This is a genomic window from Glaciecola nitratireducens FR1064 (genome assembly GCF_000226565.1).
Classification (GTDB): Bacteria; Pseudomonadota; Gammaproteobacteria; order Enterobacterales; family Alteromonadaceae; genus Glaciecola; species Glaciecola nitratireducens.
Map to the genome: position 1 here is coordinate 1,323,101 of NC_016041.1, position 19,591 is coordinate 1,342,691.

Genomic DNA, 19,591 nt, shown 5'->3' on the forward strand with positions numbered 1-19,591 from the left:
TCTTATTCCATTTTTTTGTCTATTTGAATAAAAATACAGCGTAATGTTAGATTTGAACTCAGAAAAATCGCTTAACAAAAGATGAGGGAAGAAAAAGCATAAAATTAGCTTAAATAAAAAAGGCGAGACAGATTATTTTTAGACGCACAATTAAATATTCAGACCAGGTTTAGATGGTCAAGGTCAAGTAGGCTGGCCTAAACTTATGCTGCCTCAGTATTAAGGGCACAATGTGTCATGAAAATATGTTTGCGTATTACTTTGAATGCCTGCAAATATTTACTATTGCGCTGATAGCAAACGCTTTCGATAATGTCACCGTCTTCATTTAACAAATAGGTGGCAAAGCGAACACCGTTTTTGTATGGCAGATAGAGGCGGTGAATAACAAATTTCGTATCAGCATCAGCTTCAGCAATGGTTATATACATGCAGGGTGGTAAGTTGACGTAATCGAGTCGTTGGTCCTGTCCATACAACACTAGTGATTTTTGAAAAGCATTATCGGCAAGTTGATTTTCTCGGCTGTTCAAGCAAACTCCGTAGCGTTGAATTAATTGGTCAATGCTCTTAATTCCGCTAGATACACGCTCTATTACTAAACCAGAATATGCGTCTGAGCTGCTATTAATTCCAAGCGGAAATTGCCTGTGTGTATTTGTGTTGGCGCTTAAATAAGTAGATGCATTCATTTGTATCACCTCAATATGATTATACATGTTTATTTGTACAGTATATTGTTGGCTTAAAATTAGTCAATAATTATTTTTCATATTAATCGTTTTTGTTCATATCAAGTTTTACTGTTGAAGCTCGCGTAATATTTGAGCTTATCGCTACTCTTACATATCAATGGGCAGGTTTTGCCTGCTTCATACTTAACTAAAAACAAGTGGATAATTTTTGAAGAAGCATGTTTAATTGCATCCGCAATTAACATTTTTGGCTCTATCGTGTGTGTTTTCAGCAGCATAACGAGTTGATATTCAAAAAAAGTTAAATGGTAGGTGTGTTGCACATTACCGTTTAAAAATAATAATAACGGAGACATCTATGCAACAAGCATCCGCAACTTGGGTTACACGAGCGCTTGATAAAGTGGAGCGAGTGGGCAATAAGCTACCTGATCCTGCTATCATTTTCTTTATCTGTTTAGTCATTATTTGGGTATGTTCCGCGATATTTTCCCAAATGACATTCGATGCTGTTGATCCCCGCACTGGTTCAGCGATTGAAGTTAAAAATTTATTAACGGGTGCGGCAATGGCTGATTTTTTAAGTCGTATGGTTGGCATCTTTACTGGTTTCGCACCCTTGGGTGTTGTCCTCGTTGCCATGTTGGGAGTGGGCGTTGCGGAGCACAGTGGCTTTATCAGTGCAGGCTTGAAGCGTATGTTAGATTCGACGCCTAAAACCTTACTAACGCCTATGGTTGTGTTAGTTGCGATTGTCAGTCATACCGCCACTGATGCCGGTTATGTTTTGGTTATTCCACTAGCAGGTGTCATATTTTACGCAATGGGTAGGCATCCTCTTGCAGGGATCGCTGCGGCGTTTGCTGGTGTGAGCGGTGGTTTTTGCGCTAACTTTATCCCATCAGCGATCGATCCTTTACTGCAGTCGTTCACACAAGCTGCGGCACAAATAATTGACCCGGATATTCAAGTAAACCCGTTAAATAACTGGTTTTTTAATTCAGCTTCAACGTTGTTAATTGTCGGAATTGCTTGGTATATCACGGATAAAATTATTGAACCTCGTTTGAAAGATGTAGAGGTCGATGGCGATCCAAATGAAATCCCTCGCTTTGATGAATTATCGGCTAAACAAACTAGAGCACTTCGCGTGTCGGGTCTTGTTATGCTTTTTGGGATCGGTGCGTTAATTGCTATTTTGATCCCTGAGACATCACCGATGCGCGATGCAAGTGGTGAACTGACAAGCTTCTCTGCGCCTATTATGCAGTCTATTGTTCCACTTATCTTTCTTCTATTTTTGTTGCCTGGTGTGGTGTACGGATTCATGTCAGGTACGTACAGTACGACCAAAGATATGATCGATAGCATGACTAAAGCGATGCAGGGAATGAGTTATTACATTGTTATGGCTTTTTTCTGCGCTTTATTTATCGATGCATTTGGTAAATCCAACCTCGGCGCACTAATGGCTATCAACGGTGCTGAGTTCCTTAAAGGAATGGCATTGCCGCCTATGATCACAATTGTTGGTATAATCATGTTGACTGCTTTTGTGAATCTATTCGTTGGCTCCTCATCGGCGAAATGGGCCTTATTGGGACCGATTTTTGTACCTATGTTAATGCAATTAGGAATTTCGCCAGACTTAACACAAGCAGCTTATCGTTTAGGAGACTCATCTTCGAATATTATTACCCCATTGATGCCGTACTTTCCTTTAGTCGTGGTGTATTGTCAGCGTTATGTGAAATCGACAGGTATTGGCACCTTACTATCATTGATGTTGCCATTTAGTATTACTATTCTCATTGCTTGGACAATTTTCTTGCTTATTTATTGGGCAATTGGTATTCCATTAGGCATACAAGCAAGTTATGTTTATCCTGCTGTATAGATAATAAATACAACATTATGAATTGGGAATTTGCTTAATTCTTCAATTACTAATTACCACAACTTTAGTAGGTGTATGGTTACCTTACAGAGTCAATATTACTGAAAGGCGCTAGTTTAGTTCTTAAATTGGCGCTTTTTTTTAATTATTGCAAATTAATTCATATTCAACTTGAAGCTGATACAATAGTTTGTTAAAAAGTCAAATAACGATATTTTTCGTGTAATTTCTCGTGTAAACAAAAATTTACATCATGGTTTGGTAGCAAAGTTCACGATATTTTTATGCCTCCTCTTGCTGTTTTCGTCTCACGTTTAACATTTCATCCGTTTCCCTATAAAGAGTAAAAAAATGCAAAAAGACACAGTTAATAATATTCACGTTTCATCAGAAGAAGTATTAGTTACCCCTGACGAACTTAGCAAAGAGCTTCCAGTTAGTGAGCATGCTTTACAAGGCGTGATTGATTCTAGAAAAATCATTTCTGATATTATTCATGGCGATGATCATCGCTTGTTAGTCGTTTGTGGTCCGTGTTCAATTCATGATATTAAAGCGGCAAAAGAATATGCGCTTAAACTAAAAGAGTTGCATGAATCATCTATAGACACGCTGTATATTGTGATGCGCGTTTATTTTGAAAAGCCACGCACCACGACAGGTTGGAAAGGTTTAATTAACGACCCGCATTTGAACGATACTTTCGATATTGAGACAGGGCTGCGCAGAGCGAGAGAGTTGCTAATTTGGTTGGCTGAATTAGGTTTGCCGGTAGCAACTGAGGCACTCGATCCTATTAGCCCACAATACTTAGCTGAATTGTTCAGCTGGGCTGCTATTGGTGCAAGAACCTCTGAGTCACAAACTCACCGCGAAATGGCCAGTGGTCTATCAATGCCGGTTGGATTTAAGAATGGAACGGATGGTTCTTTAGGTATCGCTATTAACGCGCTTCAATCTGCAGCATCTGGTCACCGATTTATGGGGATTAATAAAGAAGGGCAGGTGAGTGTTATTAAAACGCAAGGTAACCCTGACGGTCACATTATTCTTCGTGGAGGCAAACAACCTAACTACGATTCGGTGTGCGTTGCAGACTGTGAAGCAGAGTTGATTGATAAGGGCGTGGTTTCTAGCTTGGTTGTAGACTGCAGTCATGCAAATAGTTCAAAGGATTACCGCAGTCAGCCTTTAGTTGCAAAAAATGTCGTAAACCAAATACTAGAAGGCAACCAATCAATTATTGGTATTATGTTAGAAAGTCATTTGAATGCTGGAAATCAAAGTTCAACGGGGAAAACTCTGGAAGATTTAGACTACGGTGTGTCTATTACCGATGGATGTATTGATTGGGCGCAAACACACGATCTTATTTTGCAGACACGTGATCGCCTTATAACGGTATTACCTATGCGCCAAACTAAGCGCAGAAAAGCATAAAGGCAGGTATGGCAGACTCGGATAAAACACTTGCTGGACTTCGTGATCGTATTGATGATGTCGATAGCCAGCTTATACAGCTACTAAAGCTCAGAAATGAGCTTACTAGCAAGGTGGGTGAAGTAAAAAGTCAAACGGGTATGCCTATTTACGTGCCAACTAGGGAATCTGAAATGATTGCTGCTCGGCGTGAGCAGGCTTCATCTATCGGTTTGTCACCAGATTTAGCGGAAGACGTGTTGCGCAGGGTTATTCGAGATTCTTATCTAAGCCAACATACTAACTATCGTTGCATTAACCCCAATATTACTAAAGTGGTCATTATTGGCGGGGAAGGTGCTTTAGGTCGTGTCTTTGTTACACTTTTTGAGCAAAGTGACTATAAGGTCACAACACTAGAAAAAGATGATTGGGCAAAGTCAGAGGAAATATTTGCTGGTGCTGATTTAGTACTAGTGGCTGTGCCCATCAAGCTAACTGTCTCGGTCATTGAACGTTTAGGCAATTTGCCTAAGCAGTGTATTCTTGCAGATATTACCAGTGTCAAAAATGAGCCTCTACAAGCTATGCTGAATGTGCACAATGGCCCTGTGATTGGTTTGCATCCGATGTTCGGTCCAGACAGCCCTGGGATGATAAAGCAGGTTGTTGTTGTGTGTCATGGTCGAGAGCCTGATAAGTACGAATGGTTGCTTGAGCAAATGCGCACTTGGGGGGCTGTGCTGCATGAGTCCTCAAGTAAAGAGCACGACAGCGCAATGGCATTTATTCAAGTAATGCGCCATTTTAGTACTTTTGTATATGGTCAGCACTTGAAGGAGGAAGATCCAAATTTGGCATCTTTATTGATGTTCAGCTCTCCAATTTACCGCTTAGAATTGGCGATGGTTGGAAGGTTGTTTGCACAATCCCCAGCTCTTTATGCTGATATTATTTTTAATAATGCGGAGAGTTTAGCGCTCCTCAAAAGGTTTCACGCTCGCTTTGGAGAAGCTCTGCAACTTGTCGAGCAAGTAGACAAAGCCTCATTTGTGCGTCAATTTAATGAAACTAAGCAATGGTTTGGTGATTATGCAGAACAGTGCCTAGTGGACAGCAAAAAGCTATTGCTGAAAGCGGATGATAGTCAGCTGTTGAGAAAACCGTAATTAGTGTCCATACGGTGACGCTCAGCATTAATTAGAATGTGGAATAGCCAAAAGGCTACTCCATCAACGCATTAACTGCCGCGACTTTAGTTGGACTCACTTCCTCAACCGGGTAACAGCCTAATACTTTAAAGTAGCGTGTCATTCCTCTTAGTGCTTCGAAGGCTTTTTGCATTGGCCCATCAGCAATGTTCCCCTCAACGTCTAGGTAAAACATTTCTTCCCAAGGGTTACCTGTAATCGGTCTAGACTCGAGCTTTGTCATGTTGATTTGGTTGTCCCGCAACACAAGTAAAGCTTCAACTAGCGCGCCGGGCTTTTGAACTGTCGACATAATCAATGTGGTTTTTGCCGGCACCTGCAAAGGAACCTTCACAGAATCACTTGCCACAACAATAAATCGGCTGTGATTTTCTTTTTGATTAGCCAAGTTCGATTTTATTGCTTTTAAGCCATACAGAGCTCCGCCCGCCTCACTGCCAATGGCAGCAGCTTCGCCTGAGTGTAATTCATTTACTGTAATCATTGCAGCAGATGTGCTATCACATGGCTTCACCTCGACGTTGCCGAGCTCCGCTAAAAAGTGGCTACATTGCGCGAATACTTGCGGATGAGCATACAGTGTTTTTATTTTGCTAACGTCAACACCCTCGGCAACTAAAAGAGCATGCTTGATTGGATGAGTGAGTTCACCGACGATACTCAAACGAGTATGCTGAAGTTGATCATAAACCTCATTGATACTGCCTGAAGAGGTGTTCTCAATAGGAAGCACAGCAAAGTCAGCTTCACCTGATTCAACTTTGTTGATAATTTCACCGAAGCTTTGACAGCCTATTTCCAGTAATTCACCGGGGCGTCTCGAAAAGTATTTTTGCGTAGCAAGATAGCTGTAAGAACCTTTATCGCCCAAAAAAGCGACGCGGTTAAGCGGTTTTTCACTGCCTGGATTTGCCCAGCGCGCTAGCATAGCTTGCTGATTTAAAACGGAATCCTCAATAATTACGTGAAATAATTGAGTGACAAAGTGCGGGTCTAAGCCTACCTTTTGGCCTTGCTTGATCAGGCGAATAAGCAGTTGCTCTTCTCTGGCTTGATCTCGCACGGGTATCTGGTTTTTGACTTTTGTTTCGGCAACTTGGTTGGATAGCCCTTGACGAGTTGCCAGCAGAGAAAGCAAGTCTGAGTCGAGCGTTGTAATCTTTTTGCGAATTTCTTCGAGTTCTTGTTTGGGCACTTCAGCTCCTGAGAGTATACGGTTATGGCCAAATCATGCCTCATTAAAGCTATTTGGTAGAAGTAAATAAAGGAATACTGGAGGCGTGATGAAAGCCTCTGTATGAAATGTAAGTAAGTGACCGCGTGGTGTCAATGGATAAAAGGAGAAATTTCCTAAATATCCAAAATAGTAGTGTGAAATATCCTACTTTATATATCAGAATCCAATAATCTTACTAACAAAGCCTTTACTTCATCCGATTCGAAAGGTTTATCACAAAGCGCATTTACACCGGTTTGCTGAATATTCGCCATGTGAGGACTGGTTGATGATTCTGAGGTCACCATGATAATCGGTATATGAGTTGTCGCCGGGTTGAAGCGTATGAACTCTGAAAGCTCTCGGCCGTCCATTTCCGGCATGTTGTAATCAGTGACTACTAGGTCGAAATCATTGTCTTTTAAAAGCGTGAGCGCATGAGCGCCATTTTCTGCTTCCATCAGCTTAGTTAAACCCATACCTTCTAGTACTCTACGAATGTGATTCCGCGCCAAACGGCTATCGTCGACTAGTAGCACGCGTACGTCTTGAGGATCGAACAAGTTTAAATTTATTTCATCGGTATTAAGGAGCTGCAGGCTAGCGTTTAAGCCACGAGCTAAGTGAATTGGCTCGAATGGTTTTGGAAGAATAGCTGCAACACCAGCTTGTTTGAATTCATCCAGTTTGCTGATACTGTTTTCACTACTCACTAGCATGAATGGAATGGATGCGTTGGCTTCATTATCTTTTATAAATTTTAAAATATCTAAGCCACTGCCGTCTGATAAATACATGGTACTAACCACCATATCTGCGCCGTGAGCGGTGATAGATGCTTTTGCCTGCTCAACATTTTTCACGACGTCAACGGTTTGCACATTTTCAGCGAGCAGCAGTGTTTTTATGATCTTACTTTGCGTATCGGACGGTTCGACCAATAAGATGTGTAAATCAGAAATTGAAAGTTTATGCATTACTTAGTTATCTCTTAAAAAATGTTTGAGCGAGGCTCTGTTAACGAGCATTCAGCAAAACGGTTCAGCCGCCTGCCAATTTTACGCGTTTTCCTTTTGCTTCTAATATTTGTTTTAGCTTATCGCGAACATCGCCTTGGATTTCGATGCTAAAGCCTTTCACTGCGCCACCGCAACCACATTGCTTTTTCAATTCTTTACAAAGCGATTTGAGGTCGGCCTCCTTCATTTCTAGGCCATCGATAATACTCACCCCTTTGCCTTTGCGGCCTTTCGTTTCTTTTCGTATTCTTACAATACCATCGCCTTTTGGCGCACTTTGCGAGGTAAGGTTTTCGTTCTTTATTCTACCTGTATCGGTCGAATAAACTAATCTTGAATCATTCATTCGATAAAAAGTACATATTCAGCCTAATCTATTGATCTGAGTATATCCTATGGACTTAATCAAAGCTATTTTGACGAATTAAAGCAGTTTTTGTGATCCCTAGTTGCAATTGAGAACTATTATCAATTACCATGTACACATTGTTACTAAAGTTAATAGGAAGGAAGAAGTGATAGTACGTATTTCTAGTGTTTTTGTTTTATTCTTGTTAGTGATTTTCTCGGCACACAGCATCGCTGCAGAGGTAAACGTATACTCAGCACGCAAAGAAGCGCTGATAAAGCCGATATTGGATGATTTCAGTAAAGAAACCGGTATCAAGGTAAATCTTATTACTGGCGGCGCTGACGCGCTTATTTCCCGTATTCAATCAGAAGGTCAATTTAGCCCTGCGGATGTTCTGATTTCAACAGATGTCGGCCGCTTAGTGAGAGCGAAGCAACTTGGTATCACGCAGGTTAACGCTGATGATTTTGTTGTTGAGAATGTGCCTGCATATCTGCGCGATGAGGAGCAGCACTGGACAGCACTAACGCTGCGAGCGCGCCCAATAATGTATGCAAAGGATCGGGTTAATCCTGAGTCGCTGTCAACCATGCAAGCATTAACTGACGAAAAGTGGAAAAACCGTATTTGCATTCGTTCATCTAATAATATTTACAATCAGTCGATGATTTCAGGCATGATCCAAACTCAGGGTGAAGCAAAAACCTTGGCTTGGGCGAAAGGCCTTGTTGCAAACTTTGCGCGAACACCAAAAGGTGGCGATCGCGACCAGATCAAAGCCGTTGTTGCTGGTGAGTGTGATATTGCTATTGCTAATACTTACTATTTAGCAGGCATGTTGAATGACGAAGATGAAGCAACGCGTAAAACTGCTCAACAAGTGGCCGTATTCTGGCCAGACCAAGAAACCATTGGTGCACACGTGAATATCTCGGGTGTGAGTGTTGCTAAACACGCCAAAAACTTGGACGCCGCTAAAGCACTTATCCGTTTTATGCTAACGGATGAGGCACAAGTCTGGTACGCCGAAACAAATCATGAGTACCCAGTAAAAGAAGGCATAAAATGGAGCCAAACTTTACAAGACATGGGTACATTTAAAGCACAAGATGTGTCTCTGAGTAAAGTGGGCGAGACAAACGCGAAAGCGCTTATGCTAATGGATAGCGCGGGTTGGCGTTAATCGATTGATAAAAACGGCACTTAAAGGCTCGGCCTTTACCTTATATTCCGTGTTGGCAGGCCTTTTTTTGGGCCTGCCAATTTTTGTTATATTTGCCAGTTTTCTGTTTTGGGACGCTGCTATTTGGCAGCATCTCTCATCAACCGTTTTACCTAGATATATCAGCAATAGCGCGACGCTTGCTTTTGGCGTTGGTTTTGGCGCAACGCTCATTGGTACTTATTTAGCTTGGCTTATTGTCAACTACGATTTTTATGGACGTCGCTTAATTCAGTGGTTGGTTTTATTGCCGCTTGCCATGCCCGCTTATATTATTGCTTATACTTATACGGGGTTACTGGACTTTGCCGGCCCTTTGCAAACCCTTGTTCGAGACACTTTTGCTTTAGGCAGCCAAGATTACTGGTTTCCTGAGATACGGTCGCTCACTGGAGCCATCGTACTCATGTCGCTCGTACTTTATCCTTACGTTTATATACTCGCTAGAACGGCTTTTTCTGAACAATCACAAAAATACCGAGAAGTCAGTGAACTTGCCGGAGTTTCACCACTTAAACATTTTTTAAAAGTTGCGTTACCACTGGCTCGTCCCGCCATTATGACAGGTGCTGCTTTGGCTATGATGGAGGCCTTGGCCGATTTTGGTACAGTAGAATATTTTGGCGTGAGTACGTTTACGACCGGTATTTATCGAACTTGGTTTGGTTTAGGAGATATCAATGCAGCATCGCAACTTTCGGGCTTTCTGTGTCTATTTGTTTTTATTTTGATAATGATTGAAAAACTGAGCAGACGAGACTCTCAAAATTATTCATCCAGACAAGGTAAGTCAGCCCAAGCAAAGAAAGTCAGAGGCATGCAAAGCGCGTTTCTATTTTTACTTTGTAGCTTGCCAGTTACTTTCGGTTTTATTGTTCCATTCGTACAGTTAGCAATTTGGACATTTAGTTTTTCTGATATATCAAGCTTGGAAGACTACCCTGAATACGCCATGAACTCAGCAATGTTAGCTGGTATTGGTTGCGTTGTGGTAGTAACAATGGCCTTGTTATTTAGTTATGCCAAACGCCTTCAACCTTCAAAAACCGTTAGCGGATTTATTCAATTTGTGTCGCTTGGTTACGCAATGCCGGGCACCGTGATCGCGATTGGTGTTTTAGTGCCGCTTGGATGGTTAGATATCAAACTCAATATGTTCACTAATGCCTATTTTGATGTGCAGCCTGGTTTGGTCTTGTCAGGTACGATATTTGCGCTGATTTTTGCCTACGCTATTCGATTCATGAGTGTTGCCTTGAATAACACTGAAGCGGGTATCCAACGCATTAAACCTAGCATGGATGAAGCCTCTAAGGTATTGGGTGACTCATCTATTCAGCGTTTGTTTAGAATACACATCCCTTTGTTAAAGGCGAGTTTGTTGAGTGCAGCGCTGCTGGTGTTTGTCGATATATTAAAAGAATTACCGGCCACCTTAGTGCTGCGTCCTTTTAACTTTAATACGCTAGCGGTCAAAGCCTTTGAATTGGCGTCAGATGAACGTTTAATTGATGCGGCTTTACCTTCAATTACGATCGTGCTGGTGGGTATTTTGCCAGTAATTTTACTGACTAAAACGCTTGATGGAATAGAACGAAAATATGCTTGATATTACTAACTTATCGTTGAGTTACGGCAAACAAAATGTACTGCAAAACCTTACAATTTCGTTGAGTCAGGGTGAGATAGGCTGCATTTTAGGGCCTTCTGGCTGCGGTAAAACAACATTGTTGCGAGCCATCGCTGGCTTTAAGTCAGTGCAAGAGGGCAGTATTAGCGTTAATGGCACCATAGTGAGTGATGCGCAAACCGAGATGCCAGTTGCCAAAAGACGAATTGGGGTCGTGTTTCAGGATTTCGCCTTATTTCCACATATGACCGTGTTAAAAAATGTTGCCTATGGTTTGAGTAAGTTAGCAAAATCGGACTCCCTCAAACTCGCTGAACAGGCGATTGAGCTAGTTGGTTTAAATGATTCGAAAAGTAAATATCCGCATGAACTTTCAGGCGGACAACAGCAGCGGGTCGCTATTGCCAGAGCTATTGCTCCAAAGCCTGACTTGTTGCTATTAGATGAACCGTTCTCTAGCTTAGATCCGGAATTAAGAGAACGTTTGTCCAGCGAAATTCGCAGTATCATCAAGCAGCAAAATATTACCGCGTTGTTAATTACTCATGATCAAACTGAAGCGTTCGCGATGGCTGATAAAATAGGCGTATTGCATGACCATCAGTGTCAGCAGTGGGGAACCGCCTATGATCTTTATCACGAGCCCGCAACCGAGTTTATTGCAGACTTTGTGGGGGAAGGGGTTTTTATTCCTGTGACAGTTGTGGCCTATGAAAATGACGAAGAGAGCACAATCGAGCCCATCGAGGAAAAACGTATATGGCTTGAAACTCAATTAGGACGATTCCTCCTTCCTGAAGAATATCTCACCAGCGGCACATTTAAGGTAGGGGATAAGGCCAAAATGTTAGTCAGACCGGATGATTTGAGACATCAGGATGAAAGCGTTATGAAAGCCAGAGTTGTTGGACGATCGTTCCGCGGTGCGCACATATTGTATCGACTATCTCTTAATGAAAATGACGGTTTACTTTGTTTGGCGCCGAGTCACCACGACCACCAAATAGGCGAGTCATTTGGTATTCACCTAGAAGTAGAACACGTAATCTGTTTTCCTATTTGAGTTAAGAGTTGTGCAAATAACGTCCGACCGTCTTAAGTCATCTTCAATGAATAGGATTTTACTAAAAGCATAAGCACCAGCAATGTGGTTTAGTTTTGTGACGATTCTAAATTGAACAACAACTTATCAAGCTCTTTTGTGCACTACTCACTCACTAAGGGAAAATTTCTCTTAATTAGTTACCGAATATATTGATTCTGCCGTTTAGTATCCTCATTGTTTAGTTTATAATTTCGCGCTTTCAACGGCTTCGTTATAGAAGCCCGAACAATTCAGATTAGCGTTTGTTGCACCTATCACTTACCTAAAGCGATTCGATACTGGGTTTGTGCGAAGACCGTGGGTTAAGAGGCCGAGTGAAGAGCCCGTAAAAACTAACAAACGTTAATATTAAAAAATTCAAAACAAATACAGCACTATTGGGATTAAGTTTATGCGCACAGATTACTGTGGAAACATCGATGCAAGTTACGCGAATAAAGAAGTTACACTTTACGGCTGGGTCAACAAAAGACGTGATTTAGGCGGCGTAATTTTCATCGACTTACGAGATCGTGAAGGTATCGTGCAGGTTGTTATCGATCCAGACACAGCTGAAACGTTTGAACTTGCTTCCACGTTACGTAATGAGTTTTGTGTGGCGATCACTGGTTTAGTGCGCATGCGCCCAGAATCGCAAGCTAACAAAGAGATGAAAACCGGCGAAATTGAAGTGCTTGGTAAAGCACTTTCTATATTTAACAGTGCACCGGCACTTCCCCTTGACTGGAACCAAGACAATTCAGAAGAGCAGCGTCTCAAATATCGCTACCTAGATTTACGCCGTCCACTTATGACGCAGCGCTTGGTGTTTCGCTCAAAAGTAACCTCATTGGTTAGACGTTTCTTAGACGGCGACGGCTTCCTTGATATTGAAACACCTATTTTGACCAAAGCGACACCAGAAGGTGCGCGCGATTATTTGGTGCCAAGTCGTACTCACAAAGGTCAGTTTTTCGCTCTACCGCAATCGCCGCAGTTGTTTAAGCAATTGTTGATGATGTCGGGAATGGACAAATATTATCAAATCGTAAAGTGTTTCCGTGATGAAGATTTACGTGCGGACCGCCAGCCAGAATTTACGCAAATAGATATTGAAACAACATTCTTGGATGCTGAAGGTGTGATGGCGATCACAGAAAAGATGATGCGTTTACTTTTCTCTGAATTGCTCAACGTTGATTTAGGCGACTTCCCAACCATAAGTTATGCAGAAGCAATGCAGCGCTATGGTAGCGACAAGCCTGATTTACGTAACCCGCTTGAACTAGTTGACGTTGATGACATTGTTAAAGACATCGACTTCAAAGTGTTCAGCGGCCCCGCAAACGATAAAAAAGGTCGAGTTGCAGCAATTCGAGTGCCAGGCGGCGCTACCTTATCGCGCAAGCAAATTGACGATTATGGGAAATTTGTGAGTATTTACGGTGCTAAAGGCTTAGCGTGGATTAAAGTCAATGACTTGAGCCAAGGTATTGATGGCCTGCAGTCGCCTATCCTCAAGTTTTTTGATGAAGCTAGCATAAACGCGTTGCTCGAAAAAACTGGCGCGCAAACAGGCGACATTCTCTTATTTGGCGCCGACAGTAAAACTGTGGTGACAGATGCAATGGGTGCATTGCGCTTGAAGTTGGGTGAAGATTTTGATCTCCTTGAAGGTGAGTGGCGTCCATTATGGGTAGTTGACTTCCCTATGTTTGAGGAAGTTGATGGAGAGCTTTATGCTCTGCATCATCCGTTTACTGCCCCGCGCGATAGTAGCATTGAAGCATTAAAAGCGAATCCGGCAGAAGCGCTGTCGAATGCATATGACATGGTGCTCAATGGCGTTGAATTAGGTGGTGGTTCGGTGCGTATTCACAATATGGATATGCAGGCGACAGTCTTTCAACTCCTCGGTATCACGGATGAAGAGGCCAATGAGAAATTCGGTTTCTTATTAGAAGCACTGCGCTATGGCACACCACCACACGCGGGTTTAGCTTTTGGTTTAGATAGAATGGTAATGCTGATGACTGGTGCAGACTCAATTCGTGACGTAATGGCATTCCCAAAAACTACAACGGCAGCCTGTCCGCTGACGAATGCGCCTGGGTTTGCTAACCCTGCACAATTGGCGGAACTGTCAATTGCCACGGTAATTAAATCTGACCCTAAAACAGACAGTAAAGAGCCAGGCAAAGACGCTGAATAGCACTATGCAGCTCAAACGCCCAGAGTCAGTCTTGGTTGTGATCAGAGATGAACACAACCAAGTGCTGATTATGCAGCGTGAAGATGACGCTAATTTTTGGCAATCGGTCACTGGCACTATCGAGGAAGGTGAAATACCGTTAAACGCAGCCTATCGCGAGCTAGCAGAAGAAACGGGTATTGCATTGCCCAAATCAACGCACCCAATAGTAGACTGTCGATTAGTGAGTCAATACGAGATCCGTCCTGCTTGGTTATATCGTTACCCCAAAGGCTCTCAATTCAATAATGAATACGTTTTTAGTGTGAAGGTTCCTATAGGCCTGCCTATTGTGTTAACTGAACACACTGACTTCGAATGGACGAGTAAGCAAGAGGCTATGCAAAAAGTATGGTCAAGAAGTAATCGTGATGCGATTGCACTGTTTGTTCCGGATTAAGGCATGAGCATAATTTTAGGGATTGACCCTGGTTCAAGAATTACAGGCTACGGCGTTATCAAAGTAGTAGGCGGTAAAGCGAGCTACTTGGGCAGTGGCTGTATCAGGCTAACTCATGATGAGCTCTCGCTTCGTTTAAAACAGATTTTTGACAGCGTCAGTGAAATTATCACTCAGTTCACACCTACCGAATTTGCAATTGAACAAGTGTTTATGGCGAAGAACCCTGATTCAGCGCTTAAACTTGGCCAGGCGCGTGGTGCAGCAATTGTCGCTGCCACTAACTTTGACCTGCCTGTGGCAGAATATTCAGCACGACAAATAAAGCAATCTGTTGTGGGAACAGGAGCCGCGGACAAAACGCAAGTTCAGCACATGGTCACCAGTATATTGAAGTTGAACGCCACACCACAGGCAGACGCTGCTGATGCATTGGCAGTAGCTTTGTGTCATATTCATACCTCGCAAAGTCTGATTAAAATGTCAGGCAAAACGTCAGGCAAAATTTCTAAGATCGTACGCGGTCGCTTAAGAAGATAAATAAGGCAGGGCAATAAATCGATGATCGGCAGAATAAAAGGTACGTTAATTGACAAAACTCCCCCAGATGTCTTAGTTGACGTTAACGGCGTGGGCTATGAAATTCAATTGCCGATGACCAGTTTTTATCAGCTTCCCAACATAGGTGAAGTGGCAACTATTTATACTCACTTTATTGTGCGCGAAGATGCGCAATTATTGTTCGGCTTTTCAGATACCTCAGAGCGAGCCTTGTTTCGAGAACTCATTAAAGCCAATGGCGTGGGCCCGAAGCTCGCATGCACAATTTTGTCTGGCATGTCGGCACAAGATTTTGTGCAGTGTGTCATTCACGAAGATATTTCAAATCTGGTCAAGCTTCCTGGCGTCGGAAAGAAAACTGCTGAGCGTCTAGTGGTAGAATTAAAAGATAAGTTAGAAAAACTATCTCGTTCTGACGTGCACTTTGATAGTTCAGCGCCAAGCTTGCCGAATAGCCAAATTCAGCGACCGAGCTTACGTGGCGATGCGCATGCTAAAAATGAAGCCTTAAGTGCGCTACTCGCACTCGGTTATAAACCCATGCAGGCCGAAAAAGTCATCAAGCAAGTTTATGTTGAAGGAATGACAAGTGAGCAGGCTATCCGAGAGTCACTCAGAGCAATGAGTTAACAAAATGATGTTTATGATAATGAATGGATGTTTGCTAGTTGGTGTTCAGCTTATCGTTAGTCTTGAAAGATTATATAAAGGCAAGGAGTCGTTATGATTGAAGCAGATCGCTTAATACAAGCCGTTGCTGATCCAGAAGATGAAGTTATCGATCGCGCAATTCGACCCAAAATGCTCAGCGACTATACTGGTCAAGCTCATGTTTGTGAACAAATGGAAATATTCATCCAAGCGGCTAGAAAGCGCAGTGATGCGCTTGACCATCTGCTCATATTTGGACCTCCAGGCTTAGGTAAAACAACTTTGGCCAACATCGTTGCCAACGAAATGGGGGTAAATATAAAAACTACCTCAGGACCGGTATTGGAAAAAGCCGGTGATTTGGCTGCTTTACTTACCAACCTTGAAGAAAACGATGTGTTGTTCATCGATGAAATTCATCGCTTAAGTCCGGTTGTCGAAGAAATTTTGTATCCTGCGATGGAAGATTATCAATTAGATATTATGATTGGCGAAGGGCCCGCAGCGCGCAGCATTAAACTTGACCTACCTCCATTTACACTAATTGGTGCAACCACGCGAGCCGGTTCGTTAACCTCTCCATTGCGAGACCGTTTTGGAATTGTGCAGCGTTTAGAGTTCTACAATGTTTCTGATTTGACCGACATCATTCAGCGCAGTGCTTCGTATTTAAATCTAAGTATGGATAAAGAGGGCGCATTTGAGATGGCAAAACGCTCTCGCGGCACCCCTCGAATTGCTAACCGCTTATTGCGCAGAGTAAGAGACTACGCTGAAATTAAAGCCGACGGTAATATTAATGCAGACGTCGCAGCTAAAGCGCTGAATATGCTTGACGTTGATAATAAAGGCTTCGACTTTATGGATCGTAAGTTGTTGCTAGCCATTATTGAGAAATTTATGGGCGGACCTGTTGGATTAGACAATATTGCAGCGGCCATCGGCGAAGAAAAAGAAACCATTGAAGACGTAATAGAGCCATATCTAATTCAACAAGGCTTTTTACAACGAACGCCACGTGGACGAATTGCAACCCAACATGCATATTTGCACTTTGGCTTGACCATGCCAAAAATCGACTAAAAAAAAGCCCACGCAGAACGTGGGCCAAACAACAAGTTAACGGAAGGAGACCGTTATAAGGGAACATAAAAAAGCAACACAACTAAGTTGTAGGACCTGTTTAAGTAGAGAGTATTCTATAGACATCCGATGAGATATCAAACTAGAAATATTCTTGCTGAGGATTAGTTTTTCTAATCCTTTTTATTTGTTGCATTAACGATCTCTTAGTTCGATACTGTTCCTCGTCCCTTTTAATATATAACCGTGATGAAATTGATGTTGATAAAATGTAGCGTCAATTTACGGTTATTATAATTTATCTATACAAAAACTAACCTAAAAGGAGCGTTTTTTTGTCCAGTAATGAACCTTTTTCCATACCTATACGCATATATTATGAAGATACCGATGCTGGTGGTATTGTTTATCATACTAACTATCTGAAGTTCATGGAGCGCTCTCGAACCGAGTGGTTAAGAAATTTAGGCATAGAACAGCAAACTTTATTGGAACAATCCATCGGTTTTGTCGTCAAAGGCCTAACTATGAAAAATAGTAAGGCTGCTTTATTCAATGATATGTTGAGTATTAGCTGCCAAGTAGTAGAATTGAAGAAGGCAAGTATGGTGTTTAGACAGCACGCTTATCGTGTTAATGATTCTGCCAAAATAAATAATAATAAAGATACCAATTGTAATGTTAAGGGTAGTGAAAAAGAACTACTTGTTAGCGCTGAAGTGAGAGTAGCTTGTGTCGATTTGGGAAAAATGAAACCCATTGCTATACCTGACTTTATATTAAGGGAAATAAAACGTGACGTCTGAAATCTCTATCCTCAACTTGTTTTTAGAAGCAAGTATTGTTGTGCAATTTATTATGCTGCTGCTATTAACAACTTCCGTTGTTTCTTGGGCATATATCTTTCAAAGAAATGCTGTATTAAAAGCAGCGACAAAAGAAATGAAAACTTTTGAAGATAAGTTTTGGTCAGGTGCCGACCTCAACAAACTTTATCAAGAACTCTCTTCACGAGCGCACTTGACTGGTTTGCCGCTAATATTCTGTGCGGGCTTCAAAGAGTATGTGCGTTTACGCAAAACATCGGGTGCGTTAAGCGAAGCTATTATGGACGGAACCTACCGTTCCATGCGAGTCACTATGTCGCGCGAAGTGGACGAGCTAGAAGCACGCTTACCTTTCTTAGCAACCGTTGGCTCAATTTCTCCCTACGTTGGTTTGTTAGGAACAGTGTGGGGGATCATGAATTCCTTTATCGCACTGGGTCAAGTGAAACAAGCCACACTCGCTATGGTAGCACCTGGAATTGCAGAAGCACTGATTGCAACCGCCATCGGTTTGTTCGCCGCAATCCCAGCCGTTGTTGCATATAATCGCTTTAGTAATCGCGTTGAAAAACTAGAAAATGCTTATGGTAATTTCATGGAAGAGTTTTCAGCTATATTAAACCGTCAAAATATGGCGTCCTCTAGTCAGCAGGTACCTTAAGTCGCGTGCTTATTGTATGAATAAGGAGGAATATCATGTTTGTTAGAAAACGCAGAAAGCCAGTATCAGAAATTAACGTCGTACCTTACATCGACGTTATGTTGGTGTTGCTCGTGATTTTCATGGCAACGGCAACTGCAGTAACGCAGGGTGTAAAAGTTGATTTGCCCAAAGCCGATGCTAAAACCATAGAGACAGATGAAGACGACATGTTGATTGTGTCGATAAACGCTGCGGGACAATATTTTTTAAATATCGGTGACAATCCGGATGATGAATTAACGGCAGCAGATGTTGCAACATTGGTGCAAGCTAAACTGGCGCAAACACCGACTATTCCCGTTGTGGTAAATGGTGACGGTAAAGTGAGTTACGAAAAAGTGGTTGAGTTGATGGTCGTGTTGCAAAATGCAGGAGCACCATCGGTGGGCTTAATGACGGATCCCAATAAAGCGTAATCGATGATGCCTGATAATCAAACTCAACATAGTGGTTCAGCAGAAGAAAGCGATAAGCCTGAGAAAAAATCGCTTTCATTACAACAGAAATCATTTTTGATCTCTATTGCTGTGCATGTGTTCATTGTGGTGTCGTTATTGGTGAGCTTTAAATTCGCAGCAAAGCCAGTCGATCTGGCGAGCGGCACTAAAGATACGCAGGCGCCGATAATTATTGAAGCTACTTTCATTGATAGCAATGTGCTAGCGCAAAATAAACGCGAAAAAGAACAGGCTGAAGCTGCGGCGAAAAGAAAACGAGATCAAGAAGCAGCAAATAAACGTAAAGAAATAGAGCGTAAAAGAGAAGAGCGCGAAAAGGCTAAACGCAAAAAAGCAGCTGACGCTAAGAAACAGAAAGAAGAACAGGTTCGTCAAGAGCGTGAACTGCAGGAAAAAGCAAGGTTAGCTCAAGAGAAAGCTGAGCAAGAGCGTATTGAAAAAGCGAAACAAGATAAACTGGCCAAAGAGCGCGCAGCCCAAGACAAAGCGATGCAGCAGCAGATGGCTGCTGAGCAGGCTGAGCGGAATGAGCGGAGGCAGCGGCAGATATTATCTGAGCTGCAAATTGCCACTGGTAAGATCAAAGCGCGGATTGAACAGAATTTGATTACAACGGGCAGCGTTGCTGGTCGTTCATGCAGATTAAAAATGCGCATAGCGTCGAACGGTTTAGTGCTTGAAGCGGTTGGAACAGGAGATGATTCTTTGTGTTTATCGTTGCGTTCAGCGGCATTAAGAGCTGGAACGCTTCCTATGCCAACAGATAAAGATGTAAATGAAAAGCTTAGAGACGTGACTTTAGTCTGGGAGAATGATTAGTCAATAGTAATCATAGCGTCTGGATAGTAGTGTGATGCCAACGCCGCAGATATTTATTAATGAGAAACAAGTTTTAAAAAATATACTTAATAT

19 protein-coding genes are annotated in these 19,591 nt (G+C 42.3%); 15 read left to right on the forward strand and 4 right to left on the reverse strand.

Going from position 1 to position 19,591, the window contains the following annotated elements:
• Nucleotides 1-203: 203 nt before the first annotated feature.
• On the reverse strand, nt 204-692 hold the full coding sequence (locus GNIT_RS05790) for a hypothetical protein (RefSeq protein ID WP_014108221.1): 489 nt from the start codon (nt 690-692) through the stop codon (nt 204-206).
• A gap of 361 nt (nt 693-1,053) precedes the next feature.
• Here GNIT_RS05790 and GNIT_RS05800 point away from each other — a divergent pair, with 361 nt between their 5' ends.
• The 3 genes from GNIT_RS05800 (at nt 1,054) to tyrA (ending at nt 5,180) form a co-directional block, all read left to right on the forward strand.
• Nucleotides 1,054-2,592, forward strand: coding sequence for an AbgT family transporter (locus tag GNIT_RS05800; RefSeq protein ID WP_014108223.1), 1,539 nt, complete (start codon nt 1,054-1,056; stop codon nt 2,590-2,592).
• Between the two features lie 351 nt (nt 2,593-2,943).
• Nucleotides 2,944-4,032 carry a 3-deoxy-7-phosphoheptulonate synthase gene (locus GNIT_RS05805; protein WP_014108224.1) on the forward strand — a complete coding sequence of 363 codons (1,089 nt, stop codon included), beginning with the start codon at nt 2,944-2,946 and terminating at the stop codon, nt 4,030-4,032.
• An 8-nt stretch (nt 4,033-4,040) separates the two neighbouring features.
• On the forward strand, nt 4,041-5,180 hold the full coding sequence (tyrA, locus tag GNIT_RS05810) for a bifunctional chorismate mutase/prephenate dehydrogenase (protein ID WP_014108225.1): 1,140 nt from the start codon (nt 4,041-4,043) through the stop codon (nt 5,178-5,180).
• 55 nt (nt 5,181-5,235) lie between these two features.
• On the opposite strand, the gene pheA is transcribed toward tyrA, so the two are convergent.
• The 3 genes from pheA to yciH all read right to left on the reverse strand — a co-directional run bounded on the left by pheA (nt 5,236) and on the right by yciH (nt 7,803).
• Entirely contained in the window at nt 5,236-6,417 is a 1,182-nt protein-coding gene (gene pheA, locus GNIT_RS05815) for a prephenate dehydratase (RefSeq protein WP_014108226.1), read from the reverse strand.
• Between the two features lie 191 nt (nt 6,418-6,608).
• Nucleotides 6,609-7,415 carry a response regulator gene (locus tag GNIT_RS05820; RefSeq protein WP_014108227.1) on the reverse strand — a complete coding sequence of 269 codons (807 nt, stop codon included), beginning with the start codon at nt 7,413-7,415 and terminating at the stop codon, nt 6,609-6,611.
• A 64-nt stretch (nt 7,416-7,479) separates the two neighbouring features.
• Nucleotides 7,480-7,803: a stress response translation initiation inhibitor YciH gene (gene yciH, locus GNIT_RS05825; protein ID WP_014108228.1), complete on the reverse strand. Its 324-nt coding sequence runs from the start codon at nt 7,801-7,803 to the stop codon at nt 7,480-7,482.
• Nucleotides 7,804-7,975: 172 nt separating this feature from the next.
• On the opposite strand from yciH, the gene GNIT_RS05830 reads away from it, so the two are divergent.
• The 12 genes from GNIT_RS05830 to tolA all read left to right on the forward strand — a co-directional run bounded on the left by GNIT_RS05830 (nt 7,976) and on the right by tolA (nt 19,498).
• Nucleotides 7,976-8,992, forward strand: coding sequence for a Fe(3+) ABC transporter substrate-binding protein (locus GNIT_RS05830; protein WP_049786976.1), 1,017 nt, complete (start codon nt 7,976-7,978; stop codon nt 8,990-8,992).
• Nucleotides 8,993-8,996: 4 nt separating this feature from the next.
• Nucleotides 8,997-10,640 (forward strand): ABC transporter permease, encoded by a 1,644-nt coding sequence (locus GNIT_RS05835; RefSeq protein WP_014108230.1) that lies wholly within the window; start codon nt 8,997-8,999, stop codon nt 10,638-10,640.
• Nucleotides 10,633-11,724 carry an ABC transporter ATP-binding protein gene (locus tag GNIT_RS05840; RefSeq protein ID WP_014108231.1) on the forward strand — a complete coding sequence of 364 codons (1,092 nt, stop codon included), beginning with the start codon at nt 10,633-10,635 and terminating at the stop codon, nt 11,722-11,724. The genes GNIT_RS05835 and GNIT_RS05840 overlap by 8 nt, the downstream gene beginning before the upstream one ends.
• Nucleotides 11,725-12,157: 433 nt before the next feature.
• Complete coding sequence (aspS, locus tag GNIT_RS05845; protein WP_014108232.1) at nt 12,158-13,957, forward strand: aspartate--tRNA ligase; 1,800 nt, start codon at nt 12,158-12,160, stop codon at nt 13,955-13,957.
• Between the two features lie 4 nt (nt 13,958-13,961).
• On the forward strand, nt 13,962-14,396 hold the full coding sequence (nudB, locus tag GNIT_RS05850; protein ID WP_014108233.1) for a dihydroneopterin triphosphate diphosphatase: 435 nt from the start codon (nt 13,962-13,964) through the stop codon (nt 14,394-14,396).
• A 3-nt stretch (nt 14,397-14,399) separates the two neighbouring features.
• The gene (ruvC, locus tag GNIT_RS05855; protein WP_014108234.1) at nt 14,400-14,936 is read left to right on the forward strand and encodes a crossover junction endodeoxyribonuclease RuvC; all 537 of its coding nucleotides are present in this window, start codon (nt 14,400-14,402) and stop codon (nt 14,934-14,936) included.
• A 21-nt stretch (nt 14,937-14,957) separates the two neighbouring features.
• Nucleotides 14,958-15,587, forward strand: coding sequence for a Holliday junction branch migration protein RuvA (gene ruvA / locus GNIT_RS05860; protein WP_014108235.1), 630 nt, complete (start codon nt 14,958-14,960; stop codon nt 15,585-15,587).
• Nucleotides 15,588-15,680: 93 nt separating this feature from the next.
• Complete coding sequence (ruvB, locus tag GNIT_RS05865) at nt 15,681-16,691, forward strand: Holliday junction branch migration DNA helicase RuvB (protein WP_014108236.1); 1,011 nt, start codon at nt 15,681-15,683, stop codon at nt 16,689-16,691.
• Between the two features lie 335 nt (nt 16,692-17,026).
• Nucleotides 17,027-17,497 carry a tol-pal system-associated acyl-CoA thioesterase gene (locus GNIT_RS05870; RefSeq protein ID WP_014108237.1) on the forward strand — a complete coding sequence of 157 codons (471 nt, stop codon included), beginning with the start codon at nt 17,027-17,029 and terminating at the stop codon, nt 17,495-17,497.
• Nucleotides 17,487-18,179 (forward strand): protein TolQ, encoded by a 693-nt coding sequence (tolQ, locus tag GNIT_RS05875; protein ID WP_014108238.1) that lies wholly within the window; start codon nt 17,487-17,489, stop codon nt 18,177-18,179. Before GNIT_RS05870 ends, tolQ begins: the two co-directional genes overlap by 11 nt.
• Before the next feature lie 35 nt (nt 18,180-18,214).
• Nucleotides 18,215-18,637, forward strand: coding sequence for a protein TolR (gene tolR, locus GNIT_RS05880; protein ID WP_014108239.1), 423 nt, complete (start codon nt 18,215-18,217; stop codon nt 18,635-18,637).
• A 3-nt stretch (nt 18,638-18,640) separates the two neighbouring features.
• Entirely contained in the window at nt 18,641-19,498 is an 858-nt protein-coding gene (tolA, locus tag GNIT_RS05885; RefSeq protein ID WP_014108240.1) for a cell envelope integrity protein TolA, read from the forward strand.
• Nucleotides 19,499-19,591: the final 93 nt, after the last annotated feature.